The organism is Rugosimonospora africana (genome assembly GCF_016862975.1).
GTDB lineage: Bacteria > Actinomycetota > Actinomycetes > Mycobacteriales > Micromonosporaceae > Rugosimonospora > Rugosimonospora africana.
On the sequence record NZ_BONZ01000016.1, the window covers coordinates 43,415 to 66,194 of the forward strand.

At 71.3% G+C, this 22,780-nt stretch carries 24 protein-coding genes and 1 pseudogene; 13 read left to right on the forward strand and 12 right to left on the reverse strand.

Annotated elements, in window-relative coordinates; all coding sequences use genetic code 11:
- Positions 1 to 60: 60 nt before the first annotated feature.
- The 4 genes from sigB to Raf01_RS09760 form a co-directional block, all read right to left on the reverse strand.
- Positions 61 to 1,125 carry an RNA polymerase sigma factor SigB gene (sigB, locus tag Raf01_RS09745; protein WP_239133487.1) on the reverse strand — a complete coding sequence of 355 codons (1,065 nt, stop codon included), beginning with the start codon at positions 1,123 to 1,125 and terminating at the stop codon, positions 61 to 63.
- A gap of 125 nt (positions 1,126 to 1,250) precedes the next feature.
- Complete coding sequence (gene dtd, locus Raf01_RS09750; protein WP_203917446.1) at positions 1,251 to 1,673, reverse strand: D-aminoacyl-tRNA deacylase; 423 nt, start codon at positions 1,671 to 1,673, stop codon at positions 1,251 to 1,253.
- The gene (locus Raf01_RS09755) at positions 1,670 to 3,148 is read right to left on the reverse strand and encodes a DUF7782 domain-containing protein (RefSeq protein ID WP_203917469.1); all 1,479 of its coding nucleotides are present in this window, start codon (positions 3,146 to 3,148) and stop codon (positions 1,670 to 1,672) included. The genes dtd and Raf01_RS09755 overlap by 4 nt, the downstream gene beginning before the upstream one ends.
- Before the next feature lie 163 nt (positions 3,149 to 3,311).
- Positions 3,312 to 4,136 (reverse strand): DUF1206 domain-containing protein, encoded by an 825-nt coding sequence (locus Raf01_RS09760; protein ID WP_203917447.1) that lies wholly within the window; start codon positions 4,134 to 4,136, stop codon positions 3,312 to 3,314.
- 112 nt (positions 4,137 to 4,248) lie between these two features.
- Between Raf01_RS09760 and Raf01_RS09765 the strand changes: the two genes are divergently transcribed.
- Positions 4,249 to 4,821 carry an HhH-GPD-type base excision DNA repair protein gene (locus Raf01_RS09765; RefSeq protein WP_239133488.1) on the forward strand — a complete coding sequence of 191 codons (573 nt, stop codon included), beginning with the start codon at positions 4,249 to 4,251 and terminating at the stop codon, positions 4,819 to 4,821.
- Between the two features lie 18 nt (positions 4,822 to 4,839).
- Here Raf01_RS09765 and Raf01_RS09770 read toward each other — a convergent pair whose 3' ends face one another.
- Complete coding sequence (locus Raf01_RS09770; protein WP_203917449.1) at positions 4,840 to 6,780, reverse strand: Hsp70 family protein; 1,941 nt, start codon at positions 6,778 to 6,780, stop codon at positions 4,840 to 4,842.
- A 122-nt stretch (positions 6,781 to 6,902) separates the two neighbouring features.
- Here Raf01_RS09770 and Raf01_RS09775 point away from each other — a divergent pair, with 122 nt between their 5' ends.
- Positions 6,903 to 7,247, forward strand: a complete 345-nt coding sequence (locus tag Raf01_RS09775; RefSeq protein ID WP_203917450.1) for a DUF3099 domain-containing protein — start codon at positions 6,903 to 6,905, stop codon at positions 7,245 to 7,247.
- A gap of 1 nt (position 7,248) precedes the next feature.
- On the opposite strand, the gene Raf01_RS09780 is transcribed toward Raf01_RS09775, so the two are convergent.
- Positions 7,249 to 8,178 carry a carbohydrate kinase family protein gene (locus Raf01_RS09780; RefSeq protein ID WP_239133489.1) on the reverse strand — a complete coding sequence of 310 codons (930 nt, stop codon included), beginning with the start codon at positions 8,176 to 8,178 and terminating at the stop codon, positions 7,249 to 7,251.
- On the reverse strand, positions 8,175 to 9,086 hold the full coding sequence (locus Raf01_RS09785; protein ID WP_239133490.1) for a pseudouridine-5'-phosphate glycosidase: 912 nt from the start codon (positions 9,084 to 9,086) through the stop codon (positions 8,175 to 8,177). Before Raf01_RS09785 ends, Raf01_RS09780 begins: the two co-directional genes overlap by 4 nt.
- Before the next feature lie 127 nt (positions 9,087 to 9,213).
- Here Raf01_RS09785 and Raf01_RS09790 point away from each other — a divergent pair, with 127 nt between their 5' ends.
- The 4 genes from Raf01_RS09790 to Raf01_RS09805 all read left to right on the forward strand — a co-directional run bounded on the left by Raf01_RS09790 (position 9,214) and on the right by Raf01_RS09805 (position 12,624).
- Positions 9,214 to 9,828: a hypothetical protein gene (locus tag Raf01_RS09790; protein ID WP_203917452.1), complete on the forward strand. Its 615-nt coding sequence runs from the start codon at positions 9,214 to 9,216 to the stop codon at positions 9,826 to 9,828.
- Between the two features lie 25 nt (positions 9,829 to 9,853).
- On the forward strand, positions 9,854 to 10,078 hold the full coding sequence (locus tag Raf01_RS09795; RefSeq protein WP_203917453.1) for a DUF3039 domain-containing protein: 225 nt from the start codon (positions 9,854 to 9,856) through the stop codon (positions 10,076 to 10,078).
- Between the two features lie 63 nt (positions 10,079 to 10,141).
- On the forward strand, positions 10,142 to 10,801 hold the full coding sequence (locus tag Raf01_RS09800) for a trimeric intracellular cation channel family protein (protein WP_203917454.1): 660 nt from the start codon (positions 10,142 to 10,144) through the stop codon (positions 10,799 to 10,801).
- Between the two features lie 107 nt (positions 10,802 to 10,908).
- Complete coding sequence (locus Raf01_RS09805; protein ID WP_203917455.1) at positions 10,909 to 12,624, forward strand: DEAD/DEAH box helicase; 1,716 nt, start codon at positions 10,909 to 10,911, stop codon at positions 12,622 to 12,624.
- 66 nt (positions 12,625 to 12,690) lie between these two features.
- Here Raf01_RS09805 and Raf01_RS09810 read toward each other — a convergent pair whose 3' ends face one another.
- Complete coding sequence (locus tag Raf01_RS09810) at positions 12,691 to 12,924, reverse strand: DUF7455 domain-containing protein (protein ID WP_203917456.1); 234 nt, start codon at positions 12,922 to 12,924, stop codon at positions 12,691 to 12,693.
- Positions 12,925 to 13,196: 272 nt separating this feature from the next.
- A complete protein-coding gene (locus tag Raf01_RS09815) occupies positions 13,197 to 14,864 on the reverse strand; it encodes an RNA polymerase sigma factor (RefSeq protein WP_203917457.1) in 1,668 nt (555 codons plus the stop codon).
- Between the two features lie 413 nt (positions 14,865 to 15,277).
- Here Raf01_RS09815 and Raf01_RS09820 point away from each other — a divergent pair, with 413 nt between their 5' ends.
- A complete protein-coding gene (locus Raf01_RS09820; protein WP_203917458.1) occupies positions 15,278 to 16,087 on the forward strand; it encodes an inositol monophosphatase family protein in 810 nt (269 codons plus the stop codon).
- Positions 16,088 to 16,325: 238 nt separating this feature from the next.
- On the opposite strand, the gene Raf01_RS09825 is transcribed toward Raf01_RS09820, so the two are convergent.
- Entirely contained in the window at positions 16,326 to 16,850 is a 525-nt protein-coding gene (locus tag Raf01_RS09825) for a LytR C-terminal domain-containing protein (RefSeq protein ID WP_203917459.1), read from the reverse strand.
- 421 nt (positions 16,851 to 17,271) lie between these two features.
- On the opposite strand from Raf01_RS09825, the gene Raf01_RS09830 reads away from it, so the two are divergent.
- Positions 17,272 to 17,568: a DUF4193 domain-containing protein gene (locus Raf01_RS09830; RefSeq protein ID WP_203917460.1), complete on the forward strand. Its 297-nt coding sequence runs from the start codon at positions 17,272 to 17,274 to the stop codon at positions 17,566 to 17,568.
- A 138-nt stretch (positions 17,569 to 17,706) separates the two neighbouring features.
- A complete protein-coding gene (locus Raf01_RS09835) occupies positions 17,707 to 18,594 on the forward strand; it encodes a hypothetical protein (RefSeq protein ID WP_373319512.1) in 888 nt (295 codons plus the stop codon).
- Here Raf01_RS09835 and Raf01_RS09840 read toward each other — a convergent pair.
- Positions 18,557 to 19,138 (reverse strand): DUF3093 domain-containing protein, encoded by a 582-nt coding sequence (locus Raf01_RS09840; RefSeq protein WP_275412973.1) that lies wholly within the window; start codon positions 19,136 to 19,138, stop codon positions 18,557 to 18,559. The two genes, Raf01_RS09835 and Raf01_RS09840, sit on opposite strands and share 38 nt — an antisense overlap.
- Before the next feature lie 79 nt (positions 19,139 to 19,217).
- Between Raf01_RS09840 and dut the strand changes: the two genes are divergently transcribed.
- The 4 genes and pseudogenes from dut to Raf01_RS09860 all read left to right on the forward strand — a co-directional run bounded on the left by dut (position 19,218) and on the right by Raf01_RS09860 (position 21,897).
- Positions 19,218 to 19,676: a dUTP diphosphatase gene (gene dut / locus Raf01_RS09845; protein ID WP_203917461.1), complete on the forward strand. Its 459-nt coding sequence runs from the start codon at positions 19,218 to 19,220 to the stop codon at positions 19,674 to 19,676.
- A gap of 16 nt (positions 19,677 to 19,692) precedes the next feature.
- Positions 19,693 to 20,352 (forward strand): annotated as a pseudogene (locus tag Raf01_RS09850) (DUF3710 domain-containing protein); the annotation flags it as partial.
- Positions 20,353 to 20,756: 404 nt separating this feature from the next.
- Positions 20,757 to 21,137 (forward strand): OB-fold nucleic acid binding domain-containing protein, encoded by a 381-nt coding sequence (locus Raf01_RS09855; protein ID WP_203917463.1) that lies wholly within the window; start codon positions 20,757 to 20,759, stop codon positions 21,135 to 21,137.
- 4 nt (positions 21,138 to 21,141) lie between these two features.
- Positions 21,142 to 21,897, forward strand: coding sequence for a DUF3159 domain-containing protein (locus Raf01_RS09860; RefSeq protein WP_203917464.1), 756 nt, complete (start codon positions 21,142 to 21,144; stop codon positions 21,895 to 21,897).
- Between the two features lie 97 nt (positions 21,898 to 21,994).
- On the opposite strand, the gene Raf01_RS09865 is transcribed toward Raf01_RS09860, so the two are convergent.
- The gene (locus tag Raf01_RS09865; protein ID WP_203917465.1) at positions 21,995 to 22,705 is read right to left on the reverse strand and encodes a potassium channel family protein; all 711 of its coding nucleotides are present in this window, start codon (positions 22,703 to 22,705) and stop codon (positions 21,995 to 21,997) included.
- Positions 22,706 to 22,780: the final 75 nt, after the last annotated feature.

Genomic DNA, 22,780 nt, shown 5'->3' on the forward strand with positions numbered 1-22,780 from the left:
CGAACGCGACGCGGGCGCCGGAGGAATCCCTCGGCGCCCGCGTTCGTCGGCGTTCAGTTGTCAGTTGGCGTACGCCTCCAGGCGCTTGGCCCGCGACGGGTGGCGGAGCTTGAGCAGCGTCACCTTCTCGATCTGGCGGATGCGCTCACGGGAGAGGCCGAACTCCCGGCCCACCTCGTCGAGCGTCCGCTGCCGGCCGTCGTCCAGGCCGAACCGCAGCCGGATGACGGCCTGCTCACGCTGCGACAGGGTGGCCAGTACGACCTCCACCTCTTCGCGCAGCATCCCGTTGGACACGCTGTCCGCCGGCTCCTCGCGCGGGTCCACCCGGGCGACGAAGTCGCCGAGCGCGCTCTCCCCGTCCTCGCCGACGGCCTGGTCGAGGCTGACCGGCTCGCGGTCGTACGAGATCAGCTCGATGACCTGGAACTCCTCGATCCCCAGCGCGCTCGCGATCTCGCCGATCGACGGCTCCCGGCCGAGGGCGGTGGCCAGGTCGCGGCGCGCCCGCACCATCTTGTTGACCTGCTCGACCATGTGGACCGGGATGCGGATGGTGCGGGCCTGGTCGGCCATGGCGCGGGTGATGGCTTGGCGGATCCACCAGGTGGCGTAGGTGGAGAACTTGTAGCCCTTGGTGTAGTCGAACTTCTCGACGGCGCGGATGAGGCCGAGGTTGCCTTCCTGGATGAGGTCAAGGAAGGCCATGCCCCGCCCGGTGTACCGCTTCGCGATGCTGACCACCAGGCGCAGGTTTGCCTCCAGCAGGTGGTCCTTCGCCGCGTGTCCCTCGCGAGCGACCGTCGCCAGGTCCGCGCGCAGCGCGGGATCGACGGTCCTGACCATGACCTCTTCGGCGTACAGCCCGGCCTCGATCCGCCGGGCCAGGTCGACCTCCTGCGCCGCGGTGAGCAGCTTGGTGCGGCCGATGCCGTTGAGGTACGCGCGGACCAGATCGGCCGAGGCTCCACGGTCCTCGGCGTCCAGGTCCGCCGGCTCATCGCTCGCGATCGGACTGGCCGCCGTGACGGTCGCGGCCGCTGTCCCGCCGTTCGTGGCGGTATCCATCTGCTCGTCGGCGACGTCCGCCGGCATGATTCGCGTCGCGGTGAGTGGCTGGGCCACGTTCACTCGCCTCCCCGTTGTCGAAGCTTGGTGGCTTTCAACAACGAGCGTGAACCCAGGCGCGTGAAGTCGGAGTAAGGCGGCGGACTGTCGGCGTCAAATCCTGAGGGGAAAAGTGAGTTAAGTCAGATTTCCAGGAGTACTGTCCGAGGGCCGACATTGACGCTCTCGACCAGCATGTGGGTCCGGAAGCGGCCGGTCTCGACCTTCGCGCCCTGTGCCCGCAGTGCCTCCGCGAACGCGGTGACCAGCGGTTCGGCCACCTCCGCGGGAGCCGCCGCGATCCAGGACGGCCGCCGGCCCTTGCGGGCGTCGCCGTACAGAGTGAACTGGCTCACCACGAGTACCGGTGCGCCGACGTCGGCCGCGGACCGCTCGTCGTCGAGTACCCGCAGCTCGTAGGTCTTACGGGCGAGCCGCGCGGCGACCTCCGGCGTATCGCTGTGCGTGACCCCGACGAGCACCAGCAGCCCGTCCTCGATGGCTCCGACTATCTCCCCGTCGACCGTCACGCTGGCCCGGCTGACCGTCTGGACCAGCGCCCTCACCGCGTTCCGCCTTCCCATGGCTGCCCGGCGACCGGCTCGATGAACCCGCGCTCCACCAGGTGCCCGACGATCGGTCCGGCCACCTCGGCCAGAGCCGGCTCGGCGACCTGGTGCGCGGCGGCGAGCACGGCCAACTGGTCGCCCAGCGGTACCGCGCCGTTGCACCCGCCCACCAGCGCCATCACCAGCGGATCGACCTCCTCGCTCCAGTGCAGGCCGCTCGGCAGGGCCAGCAACTGCCGGTCCACCGCCCAGCCCTCCTGGCCGATCGTCGCCTCCTGGTGCAACGTCAGGCCGGGCACCGCCCGGTAGCGCTCGCGGAGCAGGGCGGCGGAATCGCGGGCACGCAGCCAGTCCAGCCGGCGCAGCCACCCGCCGAGGTGATCGCCCAGCGGCGCGTCGACCGCCTGCCGCAGGTCCTCGATCCGGATCAGCGGATCGTGGCGCCCGGTGCGCCGCAGGGTCACCAGCCCGAGACCGACCGCCTCGATCTTGTTTGCGTCGAACCAGTCCAGCCACTCCGCCGCACGCCTCGGGTCCGAGCGTTCGCCGGCGTCGGACAGCCACAGGTTCACGTACGAGACCGGATCGGTCACCTCCCGCTGGATCACCAGCGCGTCCAGCCCGGTACCCGCGACCCAGCCGGCCACCCGGTCCCGCCAGTCCTGCCCCGCGACGTGCAGCCAGTTGGCCAGGTACTGGAAGGTCCCGCCCTCGGCCAGCAGGCCGGGAGCGGCGGCGGCCAGTTCGGCGCAGATCGCGTCGCCTGCCCGGCCCGAGTCTCGGTATGTGTGCGTGGCCCTGCCCGGCCCGGCGACGAACGGCGGATTGCTCACCACCAGGTCGAAACGGCGCCCGGCGACCGGGGCCGAAAGGTCGCCGCGCAGCAGCTCCCAGTCCTGCCCGGACAGGGCGGCCGTGGTGGCGGCGAAACGCAGGGCCCGGTCGGACAGGTCGGTCGCGGTGACCCGCCCGGCGTGCGTGGACAGGTGCAGCGCCTGGACTCCGCAGCCGGTGCCCAGGTCCAGCGCGGTGCCGACCGGTGCGCGCAGGGTCGCTCCCGCCAGCGTGGTGGAGGCCCCGCCGACACCCAGCACGTGATCTTCGGGCAGCGGGCCGCCCTGGGTACCGATGCCCAGGTCGGAGACGATCCACCAGGAGTCCCCGTACGGTTCGAGGTCGACCCCGGCGCGGATCCCGTCGCCGGTACGCACCAGCATCCCGCCCGCCAGCAGCTCGTCCAGTGGCAGCGCGGACCGGACCGACCGCTCCGGCTCGATCTTGGCGCAGATGAACAGCCGGATCAGCGTCGCGAGCGGATCGCGGTCGGTCGTGGCCCGCAGGGCGGCGCGGAAGTCGCCCCGGCGCACGGCAGCGGTCGCCTCCGGGCCGATCCGGGACGCGATCCCGCTGCTGGTGTACCCGGCGCCGTGAAGGGCCTCGCGCAGCCGCCAGAGTGCGGCCGGTTCGAGCAGGGCAGGGTAATCGCGGGCGCCAGCGGCGCCGAGGGACGAGGCGTCGCGGTCAAGCGGCCGCTTTCCAGTGTCGTTGCGGGCGCCAGCGGAGCCGAGGGACGAGGCGTCGCGGTCAAGCGGCCGCTTTCCAGTGTCGGGCACGGGCCTATCCTGCCGGCACCCGTCAGACGTCGCGGTACCGGGACTGGAAAAAGCAGTACAGACCGAACGCGGCGAACCCGGCCGCGATCACGATCAACAGCACCTGCCCGTACGGCTTCCCGGCCAGTGTGTGCAGGGCCGCGTCCAGCCCACCCGACTTCTTCGGGTCGCGGTGTACCGCGGCGACGAACAGCAGGCCGCCGGCGATGCCGTACCCGGCGCCCTTCGCGAGGTACCCGATCATGCCCAGCGCGGTCGTCGCCTTCCGGGTACCCGGCCCCATCCGCTCGGTGTGCAGCCGCTTGGCGAACGCGCGCTTCGCGCCGAAGACGATCAGCCCGATGCCGCCGGCCAGCACCGCGACGCCGGCGATCGCCACCAGCACCCGGCCGGAGGTGTGCGCCAGTACGCCGGCCGTGGTCTGCCGCTGCTCGCCGGCACTGGACGTCGGGTTGCCGGCCGCGACCTTCCCGGCGTCCACCGCCAGGGCCGCGTAGATCACCGCACGCCCGGCCGCGCCGATCCGCTCGAAGACCTTCCGCTTGCCCTGCTCGCTTTCGTAGCCGGTGATCGCGGCCAGCACCTGCCAGAGGGCCATGCCGGCGAGCCCGACGACGATGATCCAGACCAGCGGCCGGCCGAACGGCTCCCGTACCAGCAGTTGGAAGGCGCCGGACTGGTCGGTCTCGTTGGACGAGTGGCCCAGGGCGATCTGCAGGGCGAGCCAGGCGACGACGAGGTGCAGGATGCCGTACCCGACGAACCCGCCCCGCGCGAGCGCGTGCACGATGGTGCTGTTGCGGGCTTTTCCGGCGGTACCGCGTGCGGACTGTGCCAGCGTCGACATGGCGCCCGAAGTTCCCGATCGTCCGGTACGGCAAACGTCCCGGCCCGCTGTCCGTCATGCCTGGCCAGCAGGCAGGATGTACGGCAACAGCCCCGCGACCTGGGAGGCCGCCGTGACACTGACGCTGCCGATCGACGAGCAGGCCAACGCGTTGCTGCAACGCAGCCCGCTCGCGCTGCTCATCGGGATGGTGCTCGACCAGCAGATCCCGCTGGAGAAGGCGTTCAGCTCGCCGTACGTGCTCCAGCAGCGCCTGGGTCACGATCTTGACGTGACCGAATTGGCCGACTACGACCTGGACGCGCTGACCGAGATCTTCTCCAAGCCGCCGGCCCTGCACCGGTTCCCCAAGGCGATGGCCGCCCGGGTGCAGGAGGTGTGCCGGATCATCGTCGAGCGGTACGACGCCGACACGGCCGGCGTGTGGTCCGACGCGAAGGACGGCAAGGAACTGGTCAAGCGGGTCGGCGAGCTGCCCGGTTTCGGCAAGCAGAAGGCGCAGATCTTCGTGGCGCTGCTGGGCAAGCAGTACGGCATCCGGCCGAAGGGCTGGCGCGAGGCGGCCGGCGCGTACGGCGAGGAGGGCTCGCACCGGTCGGTGGCGGACATCGTGGACGACAAGTCTCTGCTCCAGGTCCGCGAGTACAAGCAGCAGCTGAAGGCCGCCGCCAAGGCGAAGGCGTAACCGGTCCGGCCGGGCCGGTCATGGCGAGATGTGTGGGGTCTCGCCGAGGTATTTGCTCAGGTGGTCGTTCCAGGTGATCTCACAGTCGGTCTTCTGGTTGCCCACGTCGTGTACGAACTCGTCCCTGGACAGGGTGGCGTAGGAGTTCGAGCCGTTGTCGTCCCAGTAGAGGTAGCAGGTGGGGACGACTTCACCGTCCACGCGCCAGGCGGCGCCGCGACCAGACGCGTAATCCTTCGTCGTGTAGCCGAACGTCCGCAGATCGAGCTTCTCGGCTAGCTTGGCAGCGGCTGTCTCTCGCTGCGCATCGCGCGCCGTTGCGCTGGTGACCGCCTCGAAATCGATCGTCCATTTCAGAACCGTGTCGCCCGGGACCTGGCACCGGACGTGCCGCACCTCGTCATCGACGGGTATCACGCCCTGGCACTCGACGTCGTTCAGGAACGGCTTGGCCAGTTTCAGCAGGTCGTCGTGGCCGGCGAACAGGGTGGCGTTGTGCCTGCCTTGCGCGTTCAGCTTCGATCCGAACGGCAGCGATCCGGTGTACCACAGGACCGCACCGACACCAGCCACGAGCAGGACGACGAGGCCGCAACAGAGCGCGATGACGACGCGCCGCACCACCGGGTTGGGGCGGCGGGGTGGCTTGGTTACCGGTCCATGCGTCGCCCACGGACCCGGCTGCCCGGTCCCGGGCACCGGCCCCCACTGGCCGGGGATCGGCGGCGCGCCACCGGGAGGCACAGACCCTGGCGGCGGAGCGCCCCAGGGTGGGACGGATCCAGGCGGGACGGACCCAGGTGGCGTGGATCCAGGCGGCGTGGATCCGGGTGGCGCGGATCCAGGCGGCGGATCGCCCACAGTCGCGGCTCCGGGCGGCACGCTCCCCGGTGGAGCCGGCCAGGGGGGTGCCGCGCCCGCGGGCATGGGAGGGCCGGCCGGAGGGAGCGGCCCACCCGCCGCCGGAATAGTGGCTGACAGGCCAGCCGCCGCCAGGCCAGCCGTCGTCGGAGCGCCGGCCCTCGTCGGCACCCCGGTCGTCGTCGGCAACCCGGTCGTCGTCGGAGCGGCGGCCGCGCTCGCGGCGCCGGTGGGCGCCGGTGCCGGCGGCGCGAGGCACAGGCCGCCCTGCGCGACGACCAACTCCGGTCGGTCGACGACCGTGGGCGCGATGCCCAAGCGCTGCTGAAGCAGCGTCGTCACGGCGGGGCTGCCGCTGGATCCACCGATCAGGAACAGGCCGTCGATGCCTTCCCGCGGTACGCCGGCCGATTGGAGCGTGGCGAGGGTCACGTCGACGGTACGGTCCAGGAGCGGGCCGGCTGCGGGCTCGTCGGGATCCAGCTGGCCCAGGTCCGGTACGCCGTCGCTGGCCACCACCTGAAAGCCCTGCGGAGTCTGGCGCACCACGCTGACGTCGAACGTCCCGGCACCCAGGTCGTAGATGAGCGCGCACCGGCCCGGAGGCAGGGGCCCGCGCACGACCATCGAGAAGTACGCCGCGGCGGCCACCGGCTCGGGCACCAGGCTCACCGCGGTCAGTCCGGCGCGGCGGGCCGCCTCGGTGAGCGTTGCCAGCCGGGCGGGGCTCCACGCCGCCGGATGCGTCAGCACCACGTGTGCCGGCGCGGCACCGGCGACGCGGTACGCCTCGATGGCGACGTGGACCAGGACGGTGGCAATCAGGTCGACGGCGGCGAACTTCCGGTCGCCCAGCTGGACCGTGCCGTCGTCGATGCGCCGCTTCGGGTGGGGCTCGTAGCCGGCCGGGTTCTCGGCGGCGGCCCGCTCGGCGTCGGGACCGGTCAGGAGGCCGGCCGGACCGGCGAAGACTCCCGAGGTCAGCAGCGGTGAGGTGCCGAACAGCAGAGGTGAGGCGATCCCGTCCGGCCGTCGGTAGACGGCGACGGTGTGAGAGGTCCCGAAGTCCACGCTCAGTCGCCAGCCCTGGGCATCCATCCGCCAGATCATAGGGGGAGAGATCGCGACGCGCCCGTTACGTATCGATACCGATGGCGGGATCCGCGTACCGGTCGGATCGGTGCAAGGATGGAAGGCAGCCCCAAGGAAGGTTCCCGGACGTGAAGCGTGCCTCTCGACCGGTGGTGATCACCGATGCCGAGCACAGCCAGGGTGATCAGCTGCACTCCCGCGAGGTGCGCTACCTGATGATGATGTCCATCCGGGCGTTGTGCCTGATCGCGGCGGCTGTGCTCGTGGGCGTCCACGCCCCGCTGCTGTGGCTGTGGATCCCGATCTGCCTGGTCGGCATGGTGGTGATCCCGTGGCTCGCGGTGATCCTGGCCAATGACCGGCCGCCGTTGCGGCGTACCCGGGGGGCCGAGAAGTCTACGGCCGCACCCGCGGACCAGCCCGAGGCGCTGTCTCCGGGCACCACGATCCGGATCATCGACGCCGAAGATTAGGTCAGCCTTGCATCTCCGGGCCGCTTGACCGGCCCGCCCACAGACCAGGCGGGCCTGGCGGCCTAGCTCCGGCGGTCGCCACCGCCTCCGCTCCCAGCCGGGCACCGGCGGCCAGCGCGTCGGCCGGTGCCGCCCCGCCGAGCCAGGCTGTGAGCAGGCCAGCGGCGAACGCGTCACCGGCCCCGGTCACGTCGACCACGGTGGCCGGCTGGGCGGGTACCTCCACCGGCTCCGTACCGGCCGAGGCCCAGCCCGCCCCGTCGGCGCCGCGCTTCACGATCGCGTGCCGCGCGTGCCGGGACAGCGCCACCGGGTCGGCCGACCCGACCAGTGCCACGGCCTCGTCGAGGTTCGCCAGGAGCAGGTCGGCATCCCGTACCCAGTCGAGAAACGCGGGACCACCGACCCGACGCAGCGGACCGGCGGACGCCGCGTCGACGCTCGTCGTCAGCCCGGCACGCCGCGCCGTCGCCAGCGCATGTCGACCGGCCGGCCGGGAATCCCCGTCGAACAGCGCATAACCGGACAGATGCAGGTGTACCGCGTCCGGAGCGCCGGCGAGCGCCCGATCGAGGTCGCCGGTCGACAGCCGTGCGTTGGCGCCCCGGTCGCAGAGCATGGTGCGCTCGCCGGTGTGGGACAGCACGACCACGGTGCCGGTGGGGGCGTCCGCGACCTGGCGTACCGCGCAGTCCACCCCGGCGGCGGCCAGCTCCGCCAGGCGGTCGGTACCGGCGGCATCGTCGCCGACGACCCCGACCAGGGTGACCGGCGTACCGGAGGCGGCCAGCCAGGCGGCGGTGTTGGCGGCGGAGCCGCCGGCGGTCAGCGACACCTGGGCTGGGGTGTCCGAGCCGGCGGCCAACTGTCCACTGTAGACAGCGAGAACGTCGGTGACGATGTCGCCGACGACGATGATCCGGCCGGTCACCGGCCTGCCGCTGCGACCGCGATCTGCGCGGCCAGGGCGGCGTTGCGCAGGATCAGCCGCACATTGACGGCCAGGCTGCGTCCCTCGGTGGCGGAGTGGAAGTGCGACAGCAGGAACGGGGTCACCGCCTTGCCGGTGATCCCCTCGCTGTCCAGCTTGGCCAGCCCGTCGGCGAGTACCCGGTCGTGCAGCGCCGGGTCCAGTTGCTCGTCGGTGGGCAGCGGGTTCGCGATGACCAGGGCGCTGTGGTGCACTCCCTGCTGCTGCCTGGCGCGCAGGGCGGCCGCGATCCGTTCCGGCGAGTCGAGCGACCAGTCCAGGGCGAATCCGCTGTCGCTGATGAAGAAGCCGGGGAACTGGGTCGTCCGGTAGCCGGCGACGCTCACGCCCAGCGTCTCCAGGCGCTCCAGGGTGGCGCCCACGTCCAGGATCGACTTCACCCCGGCACAGACCAGCGCGATCGGGCAGCGGGCGAGGGTGACCAGGTCGGCCGACTCGTCGTACGGGGCGCCACGGTGCACACCACCCATCCCGCCGGTCGCGAACACCCCGATGCCGGCGGCGGCCGCGATGGCGCTGGTACCGGCGACCGTGGTGGCGCCGTCCGCCCCGGTCGCGGCGGCCACCGCGAGATCGCGTACCGACAGCTTTGCCACCTGGTCGGAGGTCGCCAGCCGGGTCAGCTGCTCGTCGTCGATGCCGACCACGATCCGGCCGCCCAGCATGCCGATGGTGGCCGGTACGGCGCCGTTGTCCCGGACCGCCTGCTCGATCTGGCGGGCCACCGTCAGGTTGTCCGGGCGGGGCAGCCCGTGGGACACGATGGTGGTCTCCAGGGCGACGACCGGGGCGCCGTCGCGCAGGGCGCTGGCCACCTCGTCGCCGTAGCTGATGTCGAACTCTTTCACGCCCAGGACGCTACCCTGACCGGCGCAATCGAAGATCCGCGGACCGGGTGTAACGATCCGGTCGCGCTCCGGTCGGATCGGGTCGCGCGGGCCCTCGCCGTGCCGCCCGTTCTGCGAGCATCGGCTGGTGAGCATCCCTGCCACGGACTTCTACGCGCCGCCGGTGACGCGGTGGCGCCGGACCGCCGGGCTCGTCGCCGGTGTGCTCGCGCTCCTGGCGCTGGCCGGCACCGTGCTCGGTGCCTGGAACCCGACCTCGCTCGTGCTCGTCCACCAATATCTGGGTGACCCGGTGCGCGACCTGTTCTTCGCGATGCTGCTGGCGCTGATCGCGTACTGGGTCGGTGTGCCGGTGACCAGCGAGGCCGCCCAGCACGGCCGGGTGGTCGCGCGGGCCTGGCTGGTCGTGCTGACCGCGCTGGTCGGCGTCGCCGCGCTGACCACGTGGGGGCTGGCCGTCTTCCGGTACCAGCCGCAGGTGATCGCCCGATCGGCCGACGGGCAGCGCGCCGTGGCCCTGGTCACCGTGCTGCGGGGCCGGCAGCTGCACGCGTTCGCGGGTTCCGGGGTGGGCGCCCGTGACCAGGGCAATCTGGGCAGGCCGTGCGGGCCGTCGGTGGTCGCCGAGTTCACCGGGGACGATGAGGTCAGAGTGACGACCAACTACGGCACGTTCGACCTGCGCCTCGATCCGGCGACCGGCCGGCCGGTCCGCGGCCTCGGTCCGACCTGTTCGGGATAGCCGGCCACCTGTCACAATTGACCACATGAGTACTCAGGTCCAAGAGCGTCCGGATGTGAAAGAGGCCGACACCGGGCCGGAGATGTTCCACTACGTCAAGAAGGACAAGATCGCCGAGAGCGCGGTCATGGGCGTTTACGTCGAGGCGCTGTGCGGCGAGAAGTTTCCGGTGACCAAGGCCCCGAAGCCGGGTTCGCCGGTCTGCCCGGCGTGCAAGGAAATCTTCGAGTCTGACCGGTTTGTCGACTAGATTCCGTCTTTCGGCGCTGGCCGGCGAGGCCGCGCCCGGGATCTCAGACACCGAAAATCGCGGATGAACGTCACGCCGGCCCTGGTCGCGGATCTGGTCGGCGTGGCGGTCTTCGCCGCCTCCGGCGCTTCCGCCGGTGTCGCCAAGCGGCTGGACCTGTTCGGCGTCGTGTTCGTCGGAGCGGTCGCCGCGCTCGGCGGCGGCATCGTGCGGGACCTGCTGATCGGCGCGGTGCCGCCGTACGCGTTCACGCACTGGGCGTACCTGGTCGTCGCCGTACTGGCCGCTCTGCTTCTGTTCTGGCTGCACCCGCAGTTCAACCGACTCCGCCGTACCGTGCTGGTACTCGACGCCGCCGGGCTGGCGCTGTTCACCGTCACCGGCACGCTCAAGGCGCTGGACGCCCGGGTGCCGGCCGTCGGCGCCTGTGTGATCGGGATGATCGCGGCGATCGGTGGCGGCCTCGGCCGCGACCTGCTGACTGGCGAGATTCCGGTCGTCCTGCGCCGCGAGATCTACGCGATCGCCTCGCTGCTCGGCGCGGGAGTCGTGACGGTTCTGGTGAAGGTGGACGTGAACCGGCCGCTGCTGATCGTCGGTACCACGGTGCTGATCTTCGTGGTCCGGCTGCTCGCACTGCGCCGCAACTGGGGAGCGTCGACGCCACCGGGTCCGTCGACGCCACCGGGTCCACTGCCGCCTCCGCCAGCCGGCAACGGTTAAGCTGGAGGCCGCCCTCGAACGCCCGATCGACCGGCCGGCCACAACGCCGGCCCGCGACGCGGTCGTACAGACCCCGGGGGTTTTTGTATGCCCTGGAAGGGGAGGGGATGGCACCGCCTCGGCCGGTCCTGGAACAGTTCCCAGCGTTGCGGGCCTGGCAGCGCAAGTCGCTCGTCGAGTACCTGCGCCGGCGCGACGAGGACTTCCTCGCGGTGGCCACGCCTGGCGCCGGCAAGACCACCTTCGCCCTTCGGATCGCGGCCGAGTTGCTGGCCGACGGCACAGTCGAGGCGCTCACCGTGGTGACCCCGACCGAACACCTCAAGACTCAGTGGGCGGCGGCTGCCGGGGCGGTCGGCATCCAGCTCGACCCGGCGTTCCGCAACGCCGACGTGCACTCCTCGGCCGACTTCCACGGCGCGGTGGTCACGTACGCGCAGGTCGGCATGGCCCCGGAGGTGCACCGGCGGCGCACCATGACGCGCCGGACCCTGGTCGTGCTCGATGAGATCCATCACGCCGGGGATTCCCGCTCCTGGGGAGACGGGGTCAAGGCTGCCTTCGAGCCGGCGGTACGGCGGCTGATGCTCACCGGTACGCCGTTCCGCTCCGACGAGAACCCGATCCCGTTCGTCCGGTACGAGCGGGGCTCCGACGGGCTGCAGCGCTCCCGTTCGGACAGCACGTACGGGTACTCCGACGCGCTGCGTGACGGCGTCGTCCGCCCGGTGATCTTCCTGGCCTACTCCGGGGAGACCCGGTGGCGCACCAGCGCTGGTGACGAACTGGCCGCCCGGCTCGGCGAGCCGATGACCCAGGACCTCATCGCGCAGGCGTGGCGCACCGCTCTGGACCCGACCGGAGACTGGATGCCGCAGGTGCTGCGGGCGGCCGACGCGCGGCTGACGGCGCTGCGCAGCCACGGCATGACCGACGCCGGTGGCCTGGTGATCGCGTCCGACCAGCAGGCCGCCCGCGCCTACGCCAAGCTGATCGAGCAGTTGACCGGCGAGAAGGCGGTCGTGGTGCTCTCCGATGATGTGGGGGCTTCCGCGCGGATTGCCTTGTTTGCCGCCTCTGAGCAGCGATGGCTGGTGGCGGTGCGCATGGTGTCCGAAGGCGTGGACATCCCGCGTCTGGCCGTCGGCGTGTACGCCACCAGCGCCTCGACGCCGCTGTTCTTCGCCCAGGCGATCGGGCGCTTTGTCCGGGTACGTCGGCCGGGGGAGACCGCGACGGTCTTCCTGCCCAGCGTGGAGCACCTGCTCGGGCTCGCCAGCGAGATGGAGGCGGAGCGCGACCACGTGCTCGGGAAGCCGAAGGATCCCGACGGCCTGGACGACGACCTGCTGGAACGGGCACAGCGCGCCGAGGACGCGTCGGGAGAGCTGGAGAAGCGGTTCGAGGCGCTGTCCGCCACAGCTGAGCTGGATCAGGTCATCTTCGACGGGGCGTCCTTCGGTACCCCCGTTCTGGCCGGCACCCCGGAGGAAGAGGAGTACCTGGGCCTACCCGGCCTGCTCACCCCGGACCAGGTGGCCACGCTGCTGGCCAAGCGGCAGGCCGACCAGGTGGCGGCGGAGCGGCGGCGGCCCGAACGCCAGCCGGTCGCAACGGCCCCATCGGCACCGCCGACCGCCGGAGAGCGTCGGGTACTGCTGCGCCGCCAGCTCAACGGGCTGGTCGCCGCGCACCACCACCGCACCGGCCTGCCGCACGGGAAGATCCACGCAGAGCTGCGCCGGCTGTGCGGCGGGCCGCCGAGCGCTCAGGCCACCATCGAGCAGCTGAAGGAGCGCATCGCGACCCTCCAGACGCTCTGAACCGGCCGTAGAGACGAGAAGCGGGGCGCCCCCTTGGTGGGGGGCGCCCCGCTTCACATCTAAACCTCAGCTGGCCATCAGCTCGGTGCCGCGCCAAGAGAACTCCGGGTCGACCGCGACCTGAACCGCGATCTTCACCAGCTTGTCGGCGTACTTGTTGGCGTGGTGCCCGCAGAACACGAGCTCACCGCCTCCAGCGATCATGACGCGCAGCTTCGCAGCCGCACTGCACCGGTCGCACCGCTCATCGGCGCCCGGGAAAGCCACCGTCTCCGGTGGCGGCGTGAGGGTTGGGGTCATCGCCTCCTCCTCCTGATGGTCACCGACGAACGCATACTCAGTCTCGTTACCCACTTATCGTCCAACACCACGCGGTGGCGTTGACTTCCCGCCATCGGTGCGCGGGATCGAGGTCACAAGGGTACCGACAGTGTGCCCTGAATCCAGCCTGCCTCGTCAACGATCACAACGGCATAACATCGCGCCCGGCTCGGCAATCCGTCCGGAACCTGACATCACGACCGTAATTCGCGCGCTGCCGTGACCGAGCACACACCGGGTGCGTCGCCGACTCAGTCGAGATAGTCCCGCAGAACCTGCGACCGCGACGGGTGACGCAGCTTCGACATCGTCTTCGACTCGATCTGCCGGATCCGCTCCCGGGTCACGCCGTATACCTGCCCGATCTCGTCGAGCGTGCGCGGCTGACCATCGGTGAGCCCGAACCGGAGCCGGACCACGCCCGCCTCGCGCTCGGACAGCGTCTGCAGCACCTGCTGCAACTGGTCCTGCAGCAGCGAGAAGGAGACCGCGTCGACCGCGACGACCGCCTCGGAGTCCTCGATGAAGTCACCCAGCTGGCTGTCGCCCTCGTCACCGATGGTCTGGTCGAGCGAGATCGGCTCCCGGGCGTACTGCTGGATCTCCAGCACCTTCTCCGGGGTGATGTCCATCTCCTTGGCCAGCTCCTCCGGGGTGGGCTCGCGGCCCAGGTCCTGGAGCAGCTCCCGCTGGATCCGGCCGAGTTTGTTGATCACCTCGACCATGTGGACCGGGATGCGGATGGTGCGGGCCTGGTCGGCCATGGCGCGGGTGATGGCTTGGCGGATCCACCAGGTGGCGTAGGTGGAGAACTTGTAGCCCTTGGTGTAGTCGAACTTCTCGACGGCGCGGATGAGGCCGAGGTTGCCTTCCTGGATGAGGTCAAGGAAGGCCATGCCCCGCCCCGTATACCGCTTCGCGAGCGAGACGACCAGCCGGAGGTTTGCCTCCAGCAGGTGGTTCTTGGCCCGCTCACCGTCCCGGGAGATCCAGCTCAGGTCGCGGTGCATGGTGATGACGAGCTTCTCCTCGCCCTCATCCTCCGCGCGCAGGCGCTCACCGGCGTACAGGCCGGCCTCGATCCGCTTGGCGAGCTCGACCTCCTGCTCGGCGTTGAGCAGCGGAACCTTGCCGATCTGCTTCAGATAGGCGCGCACCGAGTCGGCGGAAGCGGTCAGCTCCGCGTCCCGGCGGGCCTGCTTGAGCGCCTCGGACTCCTCGTCGTCCCACTCGAAGTCGTCGGCGTCGGCCTGGGCGTCGGCCTCGGCCTCCGCGACGATCTCCGCGGGCTCGTCGACGACCACGTCCTCAAGGTCGGCCGCCAGCGCCTCCGGGTCGAGGTCGCCGTCTTCCGGTCCCTCTCCCTCGCCCTTGGCTGTCCCCGGGGCGGCCTTGGCCCCGGGCGCCTGCTTGGTCGCCTTGGCGGCCTTGGCCGGCGGCTTCTCGGCGGTCTTCGCTGCCGCCTTGGCGGCCTTGGCCGGCTTCGCGATCGTGGCCGCGCCCGATTCGGGGACGGGTGCGGCATCGGTCTCCGGGCTCGCCGCCTGCTTGGGCGCGGCCCGCTTGGCCGGGCTCGGCTCAGCGCTCTTGGCCACCGTCGGCGCCGCCGGCTTCGCCACGGCGGGTGCGGGAGGCGCCTTCGGAGTGGCCTTGGCGGTGGTCGCCTTCGACGCGGGCGTCGCGGACCGGGCCGCGGCCACCCGGCGTCGGCTACTCGCCGAGCCGTCGACGACCACGACCACGCCGGCCTCGGCGAGGCTACGCAGCAGCTTCTTGGCCTGACTCGGGGTGACCTCGGCGTCCTCGACGGCCTGGGCCACCTCGGCCGAGGTCAGATGCCCATCCGAGTTGGCCGCGTGGGCGATGAGCGCGTCGGTGAGGGTACGCACGTCGGTGCCTGATTGGCGGGCTTCAGTCACGAACGACCTTCCGAAGGCGAAAAACGAGCACGGCCGGTCCGGCCAACGTAGCGCGAAATTCGCGCCTCTGCCGACCGGTGAAGCTCCCGGACCGCCAGGCGGGGGACCACGTGGCCCAGGATCTTCCTGTGAGAACGCCCGAGTCGCCGGTGTGAACAGGCGGTCCGAGGTCCTCGTCTCGAAGGTCCCGAGCCGGCCGGAAGGCCGCGTTGCCCGGAATCTTCTTAGGGGGTTTTGCGCAGCACAGGGCGTCGCAAACCCCTCGGTTGAAGTTTGGGAACCCATTCGCCGTGAATCGGCCACTGTGACGTGCTGGGCGATCCGTGACGCGTGGGCAGCGTGAATTGTAGCGCCGCCGGACGCGATCAGTTCACGCCGCGCGCCCACCAGGCACGGATGGAGGCCCTGAGAGGATGCTCGGCATGACGGTCGAGCCCGAAGAGTTACTCCAGATCGCGGTACGGATCGCCAGCGGAGCGGCCGAACTGGCCCGCCAGATGCGCGACGAGGGGGTCACCGGGGTCACCACCAAGAGCAGCGCGACGGATGTGGTCACCGCGGCCGACCGGGCGGCCGAGCGGTACGTGCGGGAGGCGCTGCGCGAGAGCCGCCCGGGCGACCGGGTCCTCGGCGAGGAGGCCGGCGAGTCGACCGGGGCGGGCGCCGTGCGGTGGATCCTCGACCCGATCGACGGGACGGTGAACTACCTGTACGGGATCCCGCAGTACGCGGTCTCACTCGCTGCGGAGGTGGACGGCGAGGTGGTCGCGGGTGTGGTGCGCAACCCGGTCAGCGGTGAACAGTGGACCGCGACCAAGGGCGGCGGTGCCTGGCGCGGCGACGTCCGGCTGACCGGCTCGGCGGTCACCGAGCTGAGCCAGACCCTGCTGGCGACCGGGTTCGGATATGACTCGGCCCGGCGGGTGCACCAGGCCAGGGTGGTGGCGAAGTTGCTGCCGATCGTCCGGGACATTCGTCGGTTCGGTGCGGCGTCGCTGGACTTGTGTTTCGCCGCCGAGGGCCGGGTGGACGCGTACTACGAAAAGGGGCTCAATCTCTGGGACCACGCGGCCGGCGGCCTGATCGGCGCAGAGGCCGGCCTCCGGGTCGGCGGCCTGTCCGGTGCGGGGGCGGGACCAGATCTGGTCGTCGCGGCCCCACCGGCCATCTGGCCGGCGCTGCAGGATGCCCTGGTTCGCCTTGACGCGGCCGGCGGCCTCTGACGGACGCCCGCGCAGGGCGTGACAGTCGGCCCGGCAGGGCGTGACGGACGCCCGCGTCGGGCCGTGCCCGACGGCCCGGCAGGGGGTGACGGGCGCGTGTGGCAGGCCGTGACGAACACCGCCGGCGGCCGTGACGAGCGCCGGCCGGCGGGCCGGGATGGGCCGCGCCGGCTGGTGACGAATAAATACGGTCAGTGAGCGACGCGGCCCGCGCCGTAGCGCGGGCCGGGAAACCGGCTCAGGCCGTGTCGCAGGTGTGCGGCGGGGGCGACGGGTTGCCCAACTGGGCGAGTGACTGGCTGACCTCGGTCTTCGTGCCGAGCGTTGTGTACTGCGAGCCGATGGTCACGTCGATCACGTCGGTCGTGCGCTTGATGTCGAAGTCGGCTTCCGCGGAGCCCAGAAAGTAGGAGTTCACCACCGTCGAGGCGGCCAACTCCTTCGGGCCGTAGACGAGCTTCGACACGCCGTCGAACTTGGCCGGCGCGTTGCCCGCCGTCACCACGGTGAAGCCCCGGCTGCGGAAGTCGTCGGCCACCGCGTTGGCCAGGCCGGCCTTGTTGGTGCCGTTGTAGACGTTGATCTTGATCTTCCCGGGGACCGGCAGGGGGCGGGTCTTTACCTTGACCGCGCCGGCCGGGCAGCTGTTCGAGTAGATGCTGCCACTCTGCTTGTCTTTGAAGATGGCGACGAGTACCAGGATCAGTGCGGCGACGACCAGCAACGCCACCAGGATCATGGCCCGGGCCCGGGCAAGGCTCATCTCTTAGGCTCCCCGTTCAACCGCGTGCATCTGATCTTCGTTTGACGACTCCCGCCGCATCGCTGTGCGGCGAAGCGACTCGGGTACGACGAGAGTAGCGGTATCGTCGCCGACGTTACGCCTGTTGCCCGTCGGCGCCGGAATCCCTATCCGCGGGCGGCGCGGCGGATGCGATCTGCGGGCGTCGCCACCTACCTTGGTGTCGCCTGAGTCACATTGGGAACAACTTCGCGTGCGTGGGCGTACAACTCTCGCACAGGGGCGGTAAGGTACCGCGCCCGGCGAGGGAGTTTCGACGGGCACTTACCCCCACCGCAAGACCCCGCCGGCCGTGGCGGAAAACGGCACGGCCAGCGGGCAAGGAAACACCGATGTCTGGCGTTACACCGGGCGCGATTTGGAAACGGGAGTGTGACAACCGATGGCCACCGACTACGACGCCCCGCGTCGAGACGAGGTCGACCTCGGCGAGGACAGCTTGGAGGAGCTCAAGGCACGTCGCGTCGACGCGCAGTCCGCTGTGGTCGACGTGGACGAGGCGGAGGTCGCGGAGAACTTCGAGTTGCCCGGCGCCGACCTCGCCGACGAGGAGCTGACCGTCAAGGTCCTGCCCATGCAGGCCGACGAATTCCGCTGCTCGCGCTGCTTCCTGGTGCATCACCGCAGCCAGTTGGCGGTCGAGCGGAACGGCGATCTGATCTGTCGGGAATGCGCCTGACAGATCTACGACAGACGGGCGGCTGGATTCGTTCCCGACCCGGCTGGGAACCCTGAGGTACCGCCCGTCTCGGGTCGGCGTGCCGGAGAGCTCCGGCAGCGGCGTCGACCCGAGACCGCTGTGAAGGGAGCGGGAGCGATGAGTGGTGCTGACCGGACCGTGCCGGACGGCGCGACCGCCGGGCCCGCGCAGCCGGCACCGGACCATGAGCCGGTACCGGCGGACGAGGTGCTGGCGCCCGAGGCACGGGAGGAGCCGGCCACCGCCGACGACATGTCGGACACCATCGCCGCGCTGACCGACGACAACCTTGACCAGTCGCAGCGGCGCTGGCTGCTCGGCCGGTTGGCCGGCGAGATCCGGGCCCGTGGCATCGGCGACCTGTTCCGCCCGAAGGCGGCCATGCGCTGGATCGCGGACGCGGTCAGCGACGTCGCGCCGCGGCTGCCCATCCGGGACTACCCGACGCTGCGCCGGCACTTTCCCGAACTGAGCGACGACGCCCTGGCCGAACGGCTCATCCGCAACGCGGCCCGCACCACGGCCGCGATCGGCGCCGCCAGTGGAGGGGTCGCCTCGATCGAATGGGTGGCCACACCCACGCTGCTCTCCGCACCGGTCCTGCTCGCGGCCGAGACGGTGGCGGTGGTCGCCATCGAGATCAAACTGATCGGTGAGCTGCACGTCGTGTACGGCACGCCGATCGTCGGTACCCGCTCCGAGCGGGCGGTGGCGCTGGTACAGGCATGGGCGCAGCGGCGGGGCATCAACCCGATGCTGCCCGGCATGGGGGTGGCCGCGATGCTCGGCACCGCCACCCGCAAGGAGCTGCGCGACCGCCTGCTGCGCAGGTTCGGGCGCAACCTCACGACCTACGGCCCGATGCTGACCGGTGCCGCGGTGGCGAGCTACCTCAACCGGCGGGCCACGATCTCGCTGGGCCAGCAGATCCGCAAAGACCTGGCCGGCAGCACGCCGCGCCCGGCGATCACGCAGTGGCCGACCCAGCCCCCGGCTCGGGACTGAGCCCGGCGGCGCGCGCCGCGAGCAGGGCCTTCGCGACCCGTTCCGGACGCCGGGCGCTGATCACCCAGTACGGGGTCGGATCCTCCGGATCGTTGAGCACGACCAGTACCGCCCGGGGCACCCAGGGGCGCTGCACGACGAACGCGTACCGGTCGGCATTGGGGCCCAACGCCTCCCGCCTGGCCGCGGCGTCCAGGACGCCGACCTCGGAGACGAACCGCACCGGCAGCCGGGCGTCGTCGACCCGCAGCTCGCCGCCTTCCACCGCGACCCGGATCCGGCCGGCGGCCGCGAGGCCGAGGACGGTCAGCGGCAGCAGGATCAGGTACGGGACCCAGGTCGCCAGGCCGGGGGCGCCCAGATATACCTCGGCCGAGAGCATGGCGGCCAGGGCCAGGGCGATCAGCCACAACCACCACGGCACGATGAGCCGCTCCGCGTACCGGGCGGCGGAGACGCTCCGGTGATCATCCGGCCGCTGGACCGCGTCGTCCCCTTCCCCGGTGCCGCTGGCGGCCGGGGTCTGGTTCGGATGTTGTGCCACTCTGTGAGGGTATCGGCGCCCCGCCCGGTCGTCCCCGACCGGGGCACGGCAGGATGGCTTTGTGAGCGACGAGGCCATCATGACTGACGGGGTGACAGTGGCCGTGCGGCAGCTCGACCCCGGCCTGCCACTGCCCGGGTACGCCCATCCGGGCGACGCGGGGGCTGACCTGTGCGCGGCCGAGGACGTGAAGCTGGACCCGGGCCAGCGGGCGCTGGTCCGCACCGGCGTGGCGATCGCCCTGCCGGACGGCTACGTCGGCCTCGTGCACCCGCGTTCCGGGCTGGCCAGCCGCCTGGGCGTGACTGTGCTGAACGCCCCGGGAACCATCGATGCCGGGTACCGCGGCGAGATCATGGTTAATCTGGTGAACCACGACCCGGAGACCACGGCGACCATCGCCCGTGGCGACCGCATCGCGCAGCTTGTCGTTCAGCGGGTGGAGCATGCACACTTCCTCCGCGTCGATGAGCTTCCCGACTCGGTCCGGGGAGTGGGCGGACACGGATCGACCGGCGGCCACGCCGGTCTGCGCTGAACAGGACGGTGGAACCGTGATCTTCTCCCGAGGCCGCGGGAATGGCGGGCGGCACAAGAAGGGCGAGGATGCTGGTCGCGGGGCCCACCGGTCGCCAGCTGCTCAGCCCTCCGACGACGCCGACGAGCTCGTCGAGCGGGCGGCTGGCGGGGGATCCCGCCCCGGCCCGTACGACATCACCGAGGCGCCCAGCGGCGTCGAGCGGCTCGACCTGGGCAGCCTCCAGATTCCCGCGGTCAACGGGGTGGAGATCCGGGTGCAGGCGAACCCGGACGGCAGCATCGGGCAGATCGTGCTCGTGCACGAGAGCAGCGCGCTGCAGCTCGGCGTGTTCGCGGCGCCCCGCAGCAGCGGCATCTGGGACGAGGTCCGCGAGGAGATCCGTACGCAGCTGACTAGCGACGGCGCCAAGGCCGACGAGGTGGGCGGGGAGTACGGCACCGAGCTGCGGGCACGGATCCGCACGCCGGACGGGCCGGCCGATGTCCGGTTCATCGGCGTCGACGGGCCGCGCTGGATGGTGCGCGCGGTCTACCAGGGTCCGGCCGCCGCCGACCCCAGCGCCGCCGGTCCGCTCGCCGACTGCCTCCGTGAGCTGGTGGTCGACCGGGGGCGGGAGGCGATGCCGGTACGCGAGGCGCTGCCGCTCCGGCTGCCCAGAGAGGCCGCCGAACAGGCGCACATCCAGCAGCAGGGCCAGGCGCAGTCCCAGGGGCGGGCGCAGGTCCAGCCGGGTGGGCAGGCGCGGGCGCAGGTGCAGTTGGGCGATTCTCCGCTGGCCCCGCAGCCGTCGACCACCTCGAGCACCGACGCCACGGCGGTGAACGGCTCGACCCCGCAGTCGGGCAAGCGCGGCTCGTCCCGTACCCGCCGATCTCGGTGATCTGCGGCACGGCCCAGGTGCCGGCGGACCGCCCGCGAAGCGGGCGGGTCCATACTCGGCGGCCAACCGGTGACACGTTCCGGGTCCGAACCAGTTTCGACCCCCGGAAGAGGTTGACCGGCCGCCCGATGATGGACGTACGCTAATCAGTGCCGGCTGCTGGCCGGCGCTGGGCCGAGGAGAGTGACACGCAGGTCATGGCGACCGTCGAGCGACCTTCGCCGTTACACCGGTTTTTCCGCCGCCTGATGGCCAGCGAGGCTGAGCTGGACGCTGAGGAGCTGCAGCGCAGCACCGCTGAGTCCGGCTGCGTGTCGGCCTGCGATGTCAAGCGCGGCCAGCTGGTCAGTGTCAGTGGCCGGCTGCGCACCGTGGTTTACACCCCGCGGACGAATCTGCCGACCCTGGAAGCCGATCTCTACGACGGCAGCGACGTGGTCACGCTGGTCTGGCTGGGCCGGCGGCACATCGCCGGCATCGAGCCCGGTCGGGCGCTGTCGGTGCGGGGCCGGATCGCGGTGCGCGAGGGCCGGAAAGTGATCTACAACCCATACTACGAGCTCGAATTACCCCGGTGAGGCCATGACGACCGAGACACCGGGCGAGCGCCCGCAGAACGCCGGGACCGCCGAGCCGGGGGAGCACCTGGCTTCCGGCGAGGTCGAGAAGGTCGACGGGTCGGCCGAGGCCGAGGAGCCGTTGCCGAGCTTCAGCGAGCAACTGGCCGACCAGCTCGGCGGCGTGCGAGGGGTGATCGAGTCCGGGGTTCCGGTCCTGGTGTTCGTGGTCGCCAACATCATCTGGTCGCTGCGGCCCGCGATCGTCATCGCGGTCGCCTCGGCGGTGATCATCGGTGGTTGGCGGCTGGCCCGCCGGCAGCCGGTACGGCACGCGGTCAACGGCATCTTCGGCATCGCGATCGGCGCGATCATCGCCTGGAGGACCGGCAGCGCGAAGGACTTCTACCTGCCCGGGATCCTGCTCAGCCTCGGCTACGGGCTGATCATGCTGGCCTCGGTCGCGGTCCGGCGCCCGATCGTCGGGTGGGTCTGGTCGCTGCTGGTCACGCGCGGGCGCACCGACTGGCGGGATGACCCGCGGATGGTTCGCACGTTCAGCTGGCTGACCGTGGTCTGGGCGCTGACATACCTGGCCAAGGTGCTGATCCAGGCGCTGGTCTTCCAGCACACCGCGGACGACAGCCCGGCCACGACGCTGGGCATCCTGCGGCTGGCGCTGGGCTACCCGCCGTACCTGCTGCTGATCGCGATCACGGTCTGGGCGACCCGGCGGGCCTCGCCGGAGATCGCCCAAGAGCCGATCGTCCAGCAGAGCTGACACGCTTCGGGCGGCCGGGCTGCCCGGCTGTCCGCCGGCCGTGGCGCTGCCGTCGCCGGTCAGCTCTTCTGCCGCCGGCCAGCCCTCCTGTCGCCCGTCAGCCCTGCTGCTCCCCGGCCGCGGCCCGGTTCTCGGCCCCGCTGTTCGCCCGCGCGCCCAGGATGACGGCGCGCACGCTGTCCTCGACCTCGGTGGTACACACGAAGATCAGCTCGTCGCCGGCTTCCAGCGGGTCGTCCGGGGTTGGCACCAGTACCCGCTTGCCCCGCAGGATCGCGACCAGCGCGGCGTCGTGCGGCAGCGGCACGTCGCGTACGGCGTGGCCGACGTACGGCGCCGAACCCGGCAGCGTGATCTCCACGAGGTTGGCTTCGCTCTGCCGGAACGTCATCAGCCGCACCAGGTCGCCGACGGTCACCGCCTCCTCGACCAGGGCCGCCATCAACCGCGGCTTGCTCACCGCGACGTCGACGCCCCACTGGTCGGTGAACAGCCACTCGTTCTCGGCCCGGTTGACCCGGGCCACCACCCGGCCGACCGCGAACTCGGTCTTGGCCAGCAGCGACACCACCAGGTTGACCTTGTCGTCGCCGGTCGCGGCCACCACCACGTCGCAGCTGGCCAGGTCGGCGTCCTGGAGGCTGGCCACCTCGCAGGCGTCGGCCAGCACCCACTCGGCCTCCGGTACCCGCTCGGGGCGCAGCCGCTCGGCAGCCCGCTCGATGAGCATCACCTGGTGGCCGTTCTCGATCAACTCCTGGGCGATCGAGCGGCCGACGTTACCGGCTCCGGCAATGGCAACTCGCATGTCAACGCCCTCCCACCATCTCTCCCCGGCCGCTTGGCCGGCCCGCTCATCAGCCGGGCGGGCCTCGCGGCTCGG